Origin of the sequence: Tepidibacter hydrothermalis (assembly GCF_029542625.1) — a bacterium.
Classification (GTDB): domain Bacteria; phylum Bacillota; class Clostridia; order Peptostreptococcales; family Peptostreptococcaceae; genus Tepidibacter_A; species Tepidibacter_A hydrothermalis.
The window spans coordinates 3,623,303-3,637,095 of record NZ_CP120733.1 but is presented as its reverse complement, the minus strand read 5'-3'; the positions used below and the strand labels follow the sequence as shown (position 1 = coordinate 3,637,095).

13 protein-coding genes are annotated in these 13,793 nt (G+C 28.0%); 11 read left to right on the top strand and 2 right to left on the bottom strand.

Annotated features, from left to right (window positions below):
• Window positions 1-50 precede the first annotated feature (50 nt).
• Window positions 51-1,136: a GGDEF domain-containing protein gene (locus P4S50_RS17160; protein ID WP_277734766.1), complete on the bottom strand. Its 1,086-nt coding sequence runs from the start codon at window positions 1,134-1,136 to the stop codon at window positions 51-53.
• Window positions 1,137-1,462: 326 nt separating this feature from the next.
• Here P4S50_RS17160 and P4S50_RS17155 point away from each other — a divergent pair, with 326 nt between their 5' ends.
• Both P4S50_RS17155 and P4S50_RS17150 read left to right on the top strand, forming a co-directional pair.
• On the top strand, window positions 1,463-2,089 hold the full coding sequence (locus tag P4S50_RS17155; RefSeq protein WP_277732060.1) for an HD-GYP domain-containing protein: 627 nt from the start codon (window positions 1,463-1,465) through the stop codon (window positions 2,087-2,089).
• A 335-nt stretch (window positions 2,090-2,424) separates the two neighbouring features.
• Window positions 2,425-2,769 (top strand): hypothetical protein, encoded by a 345-nt coding sequence (locus P4S50_RS17150; RefSeq protein ID WP_277732059.1) that lies wholly within the window; start codon window positions 2,425-2,427, stop codon window positions 2,767-2,769.
• 60 nt (window positions 2,770-2,829) lie between these two features.
• Here P4S50_RS17150 and P4S50_RS17145 read toward each other — a convergent pair whose 3' ends face one another.
• Window positions 2,830-3,384 carry a DUF421 domain-containing protein gene (locus P4S50_RS17145; RefSeq protein WP_277732058.1) on the bottom strand — a complete coding sequence of 185 codons (555 nt, stop codon included), beginning with the start codon at window positions 3,382-3,384 and terminating at the stop codon, window positions 2,830-2,832.
• 366 nt (window positions 3,385-3,750) lie between these two features.
• Here P4S50_RS17145 and P4S50_RS17140 point away from each other — a divergent pair, with 366 nt between their 5' ends.
• The 9 genes from P4S50_RS17140 to P4S50_RS17100 all read left to right on the top strand — a co-directional run bounded on the left by P4S50_RS17140 (window position 3,751) and on the right by P4S50_RS17100 (window position 13,727).
• A complete protein-coding gene (locus P4S50_RS17140; RefSeq protein ID WP_277732057.1) occupies window positions 3,751-4,995 on the top strand; it encodes a 2-hydroxyacyl-CoA dehydratase subunit D in 1,245 nt (414 codons plus the stop codon).
• 12 nt (window positions 4,996-5,007) lie between these two features.
• Window positions 5,008-5,988, top strand: coding sequence for a hypothetical protein (locus P4S50_RS17135; RefSeq protein ID WP_277732056.1), 981 nt, complete (start codon window positions 5,008-5,010; stop codon window positions 5,986-5,988).
• Window positions 5,989-6,921 carry a 4Fe-4S binding protein gene (locus tag P4S50_RS17130; RefSeq protein ID WP_277732055.1) on the top strand — a complete coding sequence of 311 codons (933 nt, stop codon included), beginning with the start codon at window positions 5,989-5,991 and terminating at the stop codon, window positions 6,919-6,921.
• Window position 6,922: 1 nt separating this feature from the next.
• Window positions 6,923-8,191, top strand: coding sequence for a 2-hydroxyacyl-CoA dehydratase family protein (locus P4S50_RS17125; RefSeq protein WP_277732054.1), 1,269 nt, complete (start codon window positions 6,923-6,925; stop codon window positions 8,189-8,191).
• Window positions 8,192-8,219: 28 nt separating this feature from the next.
• The gene (locus tag P4S50_RS17120; RefSeq protein WP_277732053.1) at window positions 8,220-9,005 is read left to right on the top strand and encodes an acyl-CoA dehydratase activase; all 786 of its coding nucleotides are present in this window, start codon (window positions 8,220-8,222) and stop codon (window positions 9,003-9,005) included.
• Between the two features lie 5 nt (window positions 9,006-9,010).
• Window positions 9,011-9,697 (top strand): urease accessory protein UreH domain-containing protein, encoded by a 687-nt coding sequence (locus P4S50_RS17115; protein ID WP_277732052.1) that lies wholly within the window; start codon window positions 9,011-9,013, stop codon window positions 9,695-9,697.
• Window positions 9,698-9,711: 14 nt separating this feature from the next.
• The gene (locus P4S50_RS17110; RefSeq protein WP_277732051.1) at window positions 9,712-10,395 is read left to right on the top strand and encodes a response regulator transcription factor; all 684 of its coding nucleotides are present in this window, start codon (window positions 9,712-9,714) and stop codon (window positions 10,393-10,395) included.
• On the top strand, window positions 10,388-11,791 hold the full coding sequence (locus tag P4S50_RS17105; RefSeq protein WP_277732050.1) for a sensor histidine kinase: 1,404 nt from the start codon (window positions 10,388-10,390) through the stop codon (window positions 11,789-11,791). Before P4S50_RS17110 ends, P4S50_RS17105 begins: the two co-directional genes overlap by 8 nt.
• 160 nt (window positions 11,792-11,951) lie before the next feature.
• Window positions 11,952-13,727 carry a methyl-accepting chemotaxis protein gene (locus P4S50_RS17100; RefSeq protein ID WP_277732049.1) on the top strand — a complete coding sequence of 592 codons (1,776 nt, stop codon included), beginning with the start codon at window positions 11,952-11,954 and terminating at the stop codon, window positions 13,725-13,727.
• Window positions 13,728-13,793: the final 66 nt, after the last annotated feature.

Genomic DNA, 13,793 nt, shown 5'->3' with positions numbered 1-13,793 from the left:
ACAAAATAATAAAAACACTTCAAGTAATTGCAATCACTTGAAGTGTTTATTTAATTACATATAAATCTATCTAATTCTTTTAGCATTACCACATTTTTGCCAGAATTCTTGGCTTTGTACAAAAGGATATCAGTATTAGATATAAACTCTCTAGGGTTAGAAATATCAAATCCATTACAGCTAGACATAAGGCCTATGCTTAATGTTATTCTAATACAATCTCCATTTACTACAAATACATGATTTTCAATAGTATTTCTAATTTCTTCACAAATCATATAAGAAGAGCTAACACCTGTATCTTTTAAAAGAAGTGCAAACTCTTCTCCGCCATATCTAAAAGCCATATGATTGTTTCCAGATATATTAGATATTATAGTAGCACTTTCTTTTAAAATAATATCACCAGCAAGATGACCATATGTATCATTAACTTTTTTAAAATTATCTATATCCATAAGAGCAAGTGAAAATTCTCTTTTTGAGTTTTTGTAATGATCTAAAAGTTCGTCAAAAGAAGAATAAAAGCTCTTATGATTTAAAAGATTAGTGAGATAATCCATATCTACCATATTTCTTAGTTCTTTATTTTTATCCTCGACCTTAGTAAATAAAAAGTGTATCTTTTCTTCCAGTTCTAATTGTTGTTTTACTATAGAAGAAAAAATATATGCAAAAATATACATAAAAAATATATGGAAAAAAGAATCTATAGTTATAGAACTCTCAGAATAGAAATAGATTAATATAAAATCTAAAATAGTAAATAAAAAAGGATAAAAAAATACATAACCTTTTTTATCAACTAGGATTTGAAACATTATGTATATATAAGATATAGCTAAAAAAGAATGAAAATTATCATTAGATATATGGATAAAAAATGCTGTGAAAATAGCATCAAAAATTGAAATAACAGTATTGAATTTTTCGATTCCCTTAAAAAACAATAGGAAAGTCAATGATATATAAGAGAAATAAAAAAATGAAAAAGATATAAGCTTAGACTTAAAATGCTCATCTAATGGAACAAATAATATTAACATTAATACAAAAAATAAAGACATTATTTTAAGTCCCATATATATTTCATTAAAGATCTTAATTCTTAAATGTTGATCTTCTTTAAAAGTCACCAAAGTAAAAACCTCCTTTAAAATTGAGAATCGATATCAATAACAATGATAAACAAAAATTATTTAATTGTCAATTAAAACACGAATGATAATATACAAGATTTTTATATACCAAGCTATTGTAAAAGTTTGGGTACATATAACATTGATGAAGTTAAGTATACTTGAAACTATGTTTGAGTAACGGAGCCAGTAGGGATCGCTGGCGACATAAGTCAGTTCATAGCGACTAGACGAATTTTTATAAGAAATTAAAGGAAAATAAAATATAAATATGGTATAATTGATAATGAATTTCGATCATATGTTCAAGGAAGGGTAAATTTATGTTTAGAGAATATATAAAAAGCTTTAAAAGAAAAAAATTTTATCATGATATAATAGAAAGTCTTATAAAAGCTTTAGAAGCAAAAGATGTATACACAAAAGGTCATTCAGATAGGGTAGCTAAGATGGCTGAGGATATGTGTAAAGAGTTGGGGATTAGAGGTAGAAAAAGAGAAACTATTCACATAGCTGCACACCTTCATGATATTGGGAAAATAGGAATACCTGATGGAATATTGAACAAAACAGGAAAATTAACTGATGCTGAATGGGAAAAAATAAAACTACACCCTACTATAGGATGTGATATTTTGGGAAACTCAAAAGAGTTAAAAGAAATTTCAAAAATAGTACTTCATCACCATGAGAGATGGGATGGAAGAGGCTATCCTATGGGAATAAAGGAAAAAGAAATTCCAATGGGATCTAGAATAATAGCTATATGTGATGCTATAGATGCAATAACCAGTAAAAGAGCATATAAAGAGCCGATGGGATGGGAGTTTTGTATAAGCGAGATAGAAAAAAATCTAAGCGTTATGTTTGATCCTATTTTTGGGAAAGCAGCACTTAAACTTATACCTCTATGGTCACAAGAAATAAAAAAGTCGCCAAAAGCAGTTTGAAATAACTGTATAGAAGTTTTAATGTATAGATCTATTTATGTAATATCTGTAAAATCATAAATTTAATAAAAAATTTACAATAAGAGTGATTAAATGTTGTAAAATAAAAGTAGGTAAAAAATATTTTAAATATATAACTTAATAAATAATAACTGTATCATCCTTCAATCTAAAAAGTTAATATATAAGCTCATGTTAGTATAAACAGAAACTTAATTGAGGAGTTTTTATTCCAACTAAATTTTTAGTTACATGTGCCCTTTTGGGAAGTTAACTCAAATGCTATTAAGTTCTTATTTTTAACCTTAATAGGTGTAGTTTTAGAATTTTTAGCTTTGAATAAAATAAAATTGAAAGGAATGAGTGGTTTGTTCAGTAAAGTTTATGAAAAGAGAGAGTTTATTATATTTCCTATAAAAAAAGGATATGTTGTTTATAATTCGAAAAAAGATTTTAGTGATGGACATACTCATTTGAAAAATTTTAACTCCGCAAAGATGGCTATTGACTTAGTAGTAAATAAAAAGATACCAAAGAGTACAAACTTTTATTATTTAACAAGTTTAATAAGAATTGCACAAGATAAAGAGTATATTGATAAAATAAAAGAGTTAATTGAAACAAGAAAAAGTAAAGGAAAGAAGAAGAATTATTATAATAATAGTTATTGTTTTAGGTAATACAATTATTAAATATAAATAAAATTAATTATAAGGACACATAATTAAGATTAAAAAATCTTATTGTGTGTTCTTTTTTTTCAACTCATCAACTAAATTTATATATTCTGAAGAATTGTTTTGTTTATTAAGAAATTTATTTAATATAAACTCCATATCTCCAACTGTAATAGGTTGAGAAGCTTTTATTAATTCATGTCCTAACTCTCCATTAGACTCTAATGTAGCTTTTTTTACATCTTCAAGTTTATTAATTCCTTTTTGTCTTAATCTAGAATATAGCTCATCATTAGTAAGTTTTAGTTTTTTCATATTCTTTTGATTAATTATGCCATTATCTACGATAATTTTTTCTTTTCCAACTAAAAGATTTTCAAAGCTCTTAGAATAATATTCTGCAATTTCAAATAGCATCAATAAAATAGTAAAGATTACAGCTACAGTTATAGTTTTATTAATATCTTTGTCTGCAAAAGGTTCAACTATTATGTTACCCAAAGATATCATTAAAATTGTTTGAGAAATGGTCATTTGCGCAATTGATCTTCTACCAGTTATTCTAATCAAAACTACTGCAGTAATATAAAGGAAAATCGGTTTTAATATAAAGGGCATATAAACAACTCCTTTTGGATAGTAACTTTTACTAATATTATTGTTAAAATGATTTTTTTTATACTCAATGATTAATTCTAAAATGGAGATTATATCTGATACTTATAGATTCTAATATATGTTTGAAATATAAGATAATAATTGAAAAATGAGTATTGATAAGTACCAATAAAATATATAGCAAAGGTAAGATGGGGTAATAAACTAGATTTTTATATATTATAGAAATTTAATTGTTTTTAATCAAATTCTAATTTTCCTATAAGAGTGCTCTAATTAAAAAAAACTATAATAAATATATATTCAAAGCTGTTTGATAGATTAAAAATGGATTTTTATACAATTCATAATAAAGGGATGATATAGATGAATAAAAAAGTTGATGAAAGAATTTTAGATAGTTATAAAAACAATATAATTAATACGTTAAAAAAACTAAGGCAAGATCAGACATGTCCTAAAAATAGTGAATACTTTTTTACATTAGCTGAAAATTGGTTTCTTAAAAAAAATGAAGATAATAAAATTCCGAAAATAGGATTGATTGGTAAATGCATTCCTGAAGAAATGATTTATGCTCTAGGGGCACAACCAGTATGGATATTAGGTGGAAGCTTTGAAGCTGGACTTGCTGCTGATGAATATGTGCCAAGGGATACAGACCCAGTAGTAAGATCAACAGTAGGAATGATTAAGTCAGGTTTAGTTCCTGATATTCTTGATTGCAAAGCAATTATCGCACCAGTAGCCTATGATAGTGAAAGAAAAATGGTGGGTATGCTTTCTAAGGATATGGAAGTGTACCCTGTTGAAATACCACCTATTAAATGGACTGAAGGGTCAAAGCTTAAGTGGATATATCAGATTGATAAGATAAAGTCTTTACTAGAAAAGAAAACGAGAAAAAAAATGAATCATAAAAATTTAATACAAGCAGTTAAGCTAGTTAACTTAGCAAAGCTTCAGATAAAGCAGTTGATGGAGATAAGAAGAGAGAATCCTCAAATTATTTCTGCAAGCTTAATGCTTTTCATAATGAATACATATTATTTCAATAATGATCTTAGGAAATGGACTTATGAAATGCAAATATTGAATGAAGAATTAAAAAATACAGTAAAAGAAGATGTGAATAGTAAAATAAAGCCGCGAATATTCGTTATTGGTTCTCCTATTTATTTTCCAAATATGAAAATACCTCTACTGTTAGAGGAATTAGGGGCAGAGATAGCTGATGTTGAAATAGAAGCGAGTAAGTTTTACGTTGATGAAATTATTCACTATGAAAATTCTTCAAAAGATTTACTAAATTATATAGCATTAAAGCATTATTTATATGATTATTCTCCATATTTCATTCCAAGTGAACATAGAATTAGATCTCTTAAAAAAATTGCTAGAGAACAAAATATTAAAGGAGTACTCTACCATATATTAAAAGGTCACTTGTGCTACGACTTTGAATTAGAGGATGTTGAAGAAAAATTCAAGGAAGAGGGTATTCCTGTATTTAGAATTGAAACAGACTATAATTATGAAGATATAGAACAGCTAAGAATAAGAACAGAAGCGGTAATAGAAATGTTATCAGCAAAAATAATAAATCATTAGGAGTGATAGATAATGGAATTTATTAAAAACATATTTAAAGATAAAAAAAATTGTATATTAGCTGCAATCATAGCATCAGTTCTGGGAGGTTTTTTAATATTTGATTATTATGAAGATGGATTTTATGCTAATGATAGCGTTTATAAAAGTAAGAATATAGAGATTAGTTACAATGATAAAGTTCAATCAAATACAGATTATCAATCTTTATGGTGGGAACAAGATTTGTGGGGAAACTTAATGCTTAATAAAAGTGCTGAATTAACCAATAAAAAAGCTGAGGTTTATCTAAAGACAGGGTGGAATAAAACACAATCATTGGAATTATCGCAAGAGAAAATAAAGAAAGTTAGTTGTTATGGGCCAACTTTATTAGGAGCCCGTTTGGATGCAGGAATCTATGATGTAGATTCAGATGGCAAAAAAGAACAAGTATATTATTATACTCAAATTGCTGCAAATGATAGAGGGCTTGATGGAGATGAAGATCAAGATGGAGATGCTTCTTTTGATAAAAAATACAATGAAAATAGTGTATATATGAATTCTAAATATAAAAGCTTAATATTTGAAAACATAGAAAAAATAAGTTTAGGAATTATTCCGTTAGATGAAGGGTATTTTCAAATATTATTCAATGGTGAAGTACTGTCAAATAAAAAGATAAAAGTGATATCAGAAACAGGTATTAATGAGGTAGTAACTACTAATGCTGATGGATACGTATATATAAAAGATCTAAAAGCTTCAACCAATGGTATAAATATAATATATGTAGAGGATACATCAGATACAAATACGTATCACATTCTAAACTATAAGGTTGATGATTTAGAGGGTAAAGGTGTTTTTGCTATTGGAAGTGTAGTGTTACTAATAATAGTAACAATTTTAGGTGTATTTGGAGTAAATAAGTTATTATTACAAAAAAGAAATAACACAAGTAATGAATTGTTATTTGAAATGGATGACATAAAAAAGGAGGATAAATAGGTGAGAAGATTTGTCCCAAGACTTAGATGGATAACTTTAATAATTAGTTTTGTTTTGCTTACATTTGGAGTTCAAATTCTTGGAAAGAGAATTTATGACTTAAAACTTCCGATAATGTCGTGTGTTTATAATAAGGATTATTTAGTAGAAGGAAGCTGTTATACGATTACAGAATTTGGAGAGTGGTTAATTTCAAGTTTAACCCTTGGAAACATTATGAGTGTTTTATTATTTATACTGTCTACTCTTATTTTGATTGTAATATTCGGAAGAATACTGTGTGGGTTTATATGCCCATTTGGGTTTATACAAGATGTATTAACCTTTATAAGAGAAAAGCTTCATATACCAGCTTTTAGATTTTCTGAAAAGACAAGAAATAAGCTTAAATTACTAAAATGGATATTATTATTTATATTCTTAGTAGGAATTGAATTATGTGAATTGTGCCCTGTACGAGCTATTATTCCTCCACTTACAGGAAGCGGATTTGAAATGGATGGCTTAAGTGTTCTAATAGCAATTGTTGTGATTGTTGGTGGATTCTTTAAAAATAGGCTTTGGTGTAATTATTGTCCAATGGGATATTTTGTAGGTGTTTTTCATAAATTCTCTTTCATTAAACTAAAAAAAGATTGTACTGCGTGTACAGAATGTGGTGTTTGCTATGAAGCTTGCCCTATGGATATAAAGAGTATTTATACAGAAAGAGAAAAAGAAGATATTACTACCAGTGATTGTATATTTTGTATGAAATGTATAGATTCTTGCCCAGAAGATAAAGCCATAAAGACTACTTTTTTAGGAAAATCTATATATTCATCTTCTAGAGAAAATTTTCATGAAAATCATATAACATATGGGAAATTCAAACAGAAAAAGGATGTATCAAAACTATGGACAACATCAAAAAATGAGGAAGAGGTAAAATGAAATGACACAACAATTAAATGATATAAGGAAAGAGAAACGATTTAAAAGATTTGAACGAAATATGATCAAATTATCTTATAAAGCTATTAAAGATATAGAAGAAATGAAAGATTGTCCTAAAAATTTAGAGTATTTTACTAATGTATTAAAAAGAACTTTTGTTGATTGTGAAAGTATTAAAGATAGAGAAAAGGTAGATACGATTGGAACATATTGTGTTATGGTTCCAGAAGAACTGATATATGCTTCTGGGGCTATACCTGTTAGGTTGTGTGGAGGGAATCACATTGCAACACTAGCAGGGGATGAGAAAGCTCCTAGGGATGCATGTCCTCTTGTACGTTCATCAGTAGGGTTTCAAATGTATGATCTTTTACCTATATATAAGGATTGCAAAGCATTGATGATTCCTACAACTTGTGATGGAAAAAGAAAAATGACCTCAATTCTTTCAAAGTATAAAAAAGTGATTCCTCTTCATGTCCCTACATTAAAAGATGAAGAAGAATCAAAAGATGGATTCTTAAAAGACTTATATGCTTTAAAGAACACTTTAGAGAAAATTACAGGAAATGAAATAACATATGATCGATTAAAGTACGCTATTGAAGCTGTGGCTTCTGCTCAATATGAGATTAGGCGACTATATAACATAAAAAAACAAAATCCTTCGGTGATAAAGGGGACTCATGCCATGGCAGTATTGAATTCCTATGCTTATGACAGAGTAGATTTGTGGGCAGATGCTTTGTCTAAATTGAATGATGAGTTAGAAAAAAAGATTAAAGAAAAAAAACATATAGGATCAAAAAAATCTCCTAGGATATTAATTACAGGATCACCAGTAATTTTTCCAAATATAAAAATACCTTATTTAATTGAAGAACAAGGAGGAATTGTTGCAGCAGACGAAACCTGTATGGGAGAAAGAGGTCTTTATGATCCTGTGGCAGTAACAGATAATTCTTTTGAGGGTATGATGAGAGGATTATCTTTAAGATATACATTACCATGTACTTGTCCATCGTTTACTTATAATGATGAAAGGTTATTTAAAATAAAGCAGCTAACAAAGGATTTTGATATAGATGGTATTGTTTATCATGTGATCAGAGGATGTGTATCATATGATTTTGAACTCAGATATATAGAAAGTGAAATGAAGAAACACAACATACCTGTACTTAGAGTTGAAACAGATTATAATACAGAGGATGTAGAGCAATTAAGGATAAGAATTGAAGCGTTTATGGAAATGATCAAAGCGTAAAATTATTAATATAAAAAGGAGAAAATATATGATATATTTTGCTGGAATTGATGCAGGTTCAACATATGTAAAAGCAGCATTAATAGATGAAAATAAGGTCGTAGGCGTGAAGGTAGCCAATACAGGAATTGATAATGTAACTACTGCAAAAAGATTATTAGAAGAGTTAGCTAAAGATGCAAATATAGAATTTGAGGATATCTCTTTTATAATGGCAACAGGATATAGTAGAAGGGGTATTGAAACTGCAGATGATAATATTTCTGAAATCACAGCACACGCATATGGAGTAAGACTTACTGCACCAGAAGGTATAAAGCCTAGATTAATAATAGATATTGGAGGACAAGATAGCAAAGTAATTTCTTTAGATGAAAATCTTCAAGTAAATAATTTTGTAATGAATGATAAGTGTGCTGCAGGAACAGGAAAGTTTATAGAGGTAATTGCTGGATTGTTAGAAACAACAATTGATCAAGTAGGACCTTTATCTCTTGAAAGTATAGACCCTTGTGATATTAATAGCACGTGTGTTGTCTTTGCACAATCAGAGGTTATATCATTAATGGCTAGAAAAATAGATAGAAAAGATATCCTAGCAGGAATGCATATGTCAATGGCTAAGAGGGTTGCTAAGATGGCTAGAAAATTTGATGTAAATGTAGACGTATTGATGACTGGTGGAGGAGCATTAAACAGTGGACTTTATAGTGCCTTTGAAGATGAACTGATGGCAGATATATTTGTAGCTAATTATCCACAATTCAATGGAGCAATTGGCGCTGCATTGATTGGCAAAGAAAGGGCTGAGTGATAAACATGGAAAATATAATTGCTCAATATGGATCACCTTTTATTGCAGCTATATTGATAGGATTAGGATGTGGTTTTTCTTGTGGTTCAACAAGTACTATTTTTTTAACAACATATATTATGGGAAATGAAAATGATACTAAAAAAGGTTTCTTTTCTGTTATGCATTTTCTATCAGGAAAAATAATAGTTATGATTATTTTGGGGATTATTTCGTCTTTTATGGGAACGGCAATTATTAATGAGTATACAACTATTGGAGGTTTTAACTCCAAGATTCTATTAAATATAGTTGAAATTGTAACTGGGATTGCAATATTCTATAAAATTTTTAAAAAGAAAAGTTGCTGTAACAAAAAGAGCTGTGGAAAAAACTTTATTAATAATAAAAAAGAAAACATCATCAAGCATATTCCCTTATGGTTAGCTGGTATGGCATATGGAATGACTCCATGTTACCCTTTAGCTGTAATGCTTTTGTTTTCAGCTACATTATCTCCTTTGAATGCCTGTTTTTTGATGTTGGTATTTGGTATATCTAATTCTATATCTCCTGTAATTATCTATGGAACAATGGCTGGATATTTCTCGAAAAAAATGTATAAGGAAATTCCACAATATATACATTTGATACAAGGTATGGCAGGGGCTGTATTTATACTCATTGGGGTATACCCATTAATTATAAAATAAAAGGGGGAAGAATAGTGAAACCATACAAAATACTCATAATAGAAGATGAAGAGAAAATTGCTAGATTTGTTGAACTAGAGCTTCAATATGAAGGATATGAAGTTAATATAAAATATAACGGCAGAGATGGACTTAAAGAAATTGAAGAAGGCAATTATGATTTAGTAATATTAGATATCATGCTTCCTGGAATTAATGGTATGGAGGTTTGCAGAAGAGTAAGACGATTTTCTGATATACCTATAATAATGCTAACTGCTAAAGATCAGGTTGAGGATAAGGTCATGGGACTTGATTTAGGGGCCAATGATTATCTTACAAAACCCTTTGCTATAGAAGAATTACTTGCAAGAATCAGAGGAAGTTTAAGACGCTTTAAAGTATCAAATAAAGATAGTAATATAATGAAAATAAAAAATTTAACTATGGATGCAGATAAATATGAAGTAAAAGTAGAAGAAGATATTATAGATTTAACAAAGAGAGAATATGAATTACTAGAGTATCTTATTAAAAACAAACAATTGGTTTTACCTAGAGTACAAATATTAGAAGCTGTTTGGGGATATGATTACTCAGGAGATACTAATGTAGTAGATGTTTATATAAGGTATTTAAGAAGTAAAATTGATGATAAATATAATGAAAAATATATTCACACTGTAAGAGGTGTAGGGTATGTGATTAAAGATGAATAAAATAGATTTAAACATATTTAAGAACAAGAGGATATCAATATCATTTAAAATAACAGCAATATATGCAATAATGCTTTCTTTAATTTTAATTACTATTAGTATTATGACAAATTGGCAAGTAAGGCGTATTTTAGTAGATCAGACAAAAGAAGAACTTAAAAAAACTTACCAATCAGTTGAAAAATATATTCAACAAGGAAAAAGTATAGATGAAAATTTATTTCAAGAAATAAATCTTAACAATATATATTTGCGAATATCAAATGAAAATAAAGTTGTATTAGAAAGTAAGTACAAAGCTGTAGATAAAGATATATATAATCACCTAGATAGCGGTGGGATAGGTCATGATAATTATGAATGGGAAGATATTGATAAAGTAGATATATTTTATATGTATAAGGAAGTATCAAAAGAAACAAAGTTATATTCTATTTTATTAATAAAAAATATAGAGGAACAAGAAGAATTTCTACTTATATTAAACAATAATTTAATCATTATGAATATATTGGGAATTATTATAGCAATTCTATCTAGTATTTACTTAAGTAAGAAGTTTTTATCACCTATACAAAAAATCACAAATACAGCTAAAGAGATAAGTATTCATGATTTGAATAGTCGTATAGATGTGGGAGGTCCTGACGATGAATTAAAGGAACTAGCATGTACATTTAACGATATGATTCAAAGGCTTGAAGAATCTTTTGAAAAACAAAAACAATTTGTTTCTGATGCATCCCATGAATTAAGAACACCTATTTCTGTTATCCAGGGGTATATAAATTTACTCGATAGATGGGGCAAAGATAATAAAGATGTTTTAGATGAATCTATTGATGCAATAAAAAGCGAGACAGTAAATATGAAAAGACTTCTAGAACAGCTTTTATTCTTAGCAAAAGGAGATAATAAATCTTATAATCTGGATAAAGTAGAATTTGAATTAAGTAAATTAATACAGGATATAGTAAAAGAAACTAGATTAATAGATGATAAACATAAAATTATATGTACTCTAGATAAGAATATATTAATAAATGCTGATCCGAAATTAATAAAACAAATGCTAAGAATACTTATTGATAATAGTATTAAATTCACCCCTAAGAATGGGAACATTATTATTAATTTACAAAAACATAAAAGTTATATATTAATAAGCATAGAAGATTCAGGTATTGGAATACCAGATAAAGACATACCATATATTTTTGATCGATTCTACCGTGCTGATAAATCTAGGACAAAGGCTACTGGAGGATCTGGATTAGGATTGTCTATTGCAAAAAGGATTGTACAAGATCATAAAGGAAGTATTGAAGTGGAAAGTGAACTTCAAAAAGGAACAAAAATGATTATAAAATTGCCAGTAGATAAAATAGATTTTTAATAATAAATATAAGTTAGCTTTGCTAAAAAAAAGGTTGCAATATGAAACTAAATTTATTATAATAGTTTCTAAAACAAACTATTATAATAGATTATTAGCTTTAAAACTATATAAATAGATAAGAAAAGACGAGTATTATAAGGTGAAAGGGTGGGTTTCGGTGGACTTTAAAAAAAATAAACACAAAATAGCTCAAACATCAATAAAATCAAAGCTTATAGTAATTACGTTTATTTTACTTTTGGTACCTATGGTTGTGCTTGGAGTAATGAGTTATAGTAAAGCTGCAACTGAATTAGACAAAAAAGGAGAGACAATCTTAAAAAATGGAGTTAAATCTTCAATTCAGATTATTAAATTAGCTCAACAACAAGTTGATTCTGGAGCATTAAGTCTTGAAGAGGCACAGGAAAAGGTTAAAACTTTGCTGATTGGAAAAAAGAATGCTGATGGTACAAGAAATCAAAATAATTATATAGATTTAGGAGAAAACGGTTTTTACTTAATACTTGATAAGAGTGGAAATGTTGTTGCACATGATGAGATAGAAGGAAAGAATATATGGAACAATCAGGATGAATCTAAAAGCAAAAAATTATTTGCACAAGAGCTTATTAAGACAGGATCAAATGGTGGTGGATTTACAGAATACCATTTTAATACAGATGGGGTAACAGACTTAAATATAGTTTATACGGAGGAAGATAAAAACTGGGGATGGATTATAGGAGCAGGTACATATGAAGATAACTTTGATAAAAGTGCAGACTATATATTAAATATGATGTATATAACAATATTAGGCTCTTTAATAATAGGAACAATAGTTATAGTATTATTTGCTAATCATATAGGAAATCCTATACAAAAACTAACTCTATTAATAGAGAAAACAAAAGACTTAGATTTAACTAGTGATGATGATTATGAAGATTTAGTAAAAGGTACAGATGAAATAGCCGCTATGGCAAAATCTATAATAGATATGAGAAATTCTTTAAGAAATATTATCAATAATTTCAAAAATAGTGTAGAAGAAACATTTATATACTCACAGAGTTTATCTGATTCATCTGATGAAATGGCAGCATGTGGAGATGATATTGCTAATGCAATTGATGTGTTAGTACAAGGAGCATCAAATCAAGCAATAGAGTCACAAAATGGAACAGATGAACTTTTAAGATTAGGAGAAGAAATCCATAAAACTAAGATTAGTGTAGATAAAGTAAAACAAAATATTGATATAACAAGTACTGCGAATGAAAATGGAATAAAACTAATAAAAAACTTGGGGTTAAAAGCTCAAGAAAAACATATTGAATCTAGCAATGTTCATAAAAATGTAAGAGAGTTATCTCAAAATGCTATTGCTATTGGACAGATGATAGAAGTTATTACTAATATATCGACTCAAATAAATATTTTGGCATTAAACGCTTCTATTGAAGCTGCAAGAGCAGGAGAAGCTGGAGCTGGTTTTGCAGTCGTTGCAGATGAGATAAGAACTCTTGCTGAAACTACAGACAAAACAACAGATGATGTAAAAGATACTATTAATGAAATGAAAGAGAGTATTAAAATAACACAGGGAAGCATCGATAAGGATAAGGAGATAGAAAAAGATTTAAGACAATCCTTAGATTGTGCAATACAAGGATTCGATGATATAAATGAATGTGTATTAAAAATGGTTACTCAAATAGATATGTTAATGGAAAGCATTATAAAAATGGACAAAGAAAAAGATATTGTTATCAAAAACATTGAAAATATATCCAATATATCTAAAGATACAGCACAGTTTACTCAAAAGATAAATGAAAATATGGAAGTACAAACTGGAAGAAGACAACATATACTATCTATGTCAAATAATTTAGATAATATATCAAGAAATTTAAGAATAGATATAGAAAAATTTGATATTAAATAAAGGATAAAAATTTAAAGTAGAAGGGCTAGAATTTCTTATGAAAACTAGTCCTTTTATTATTTATAT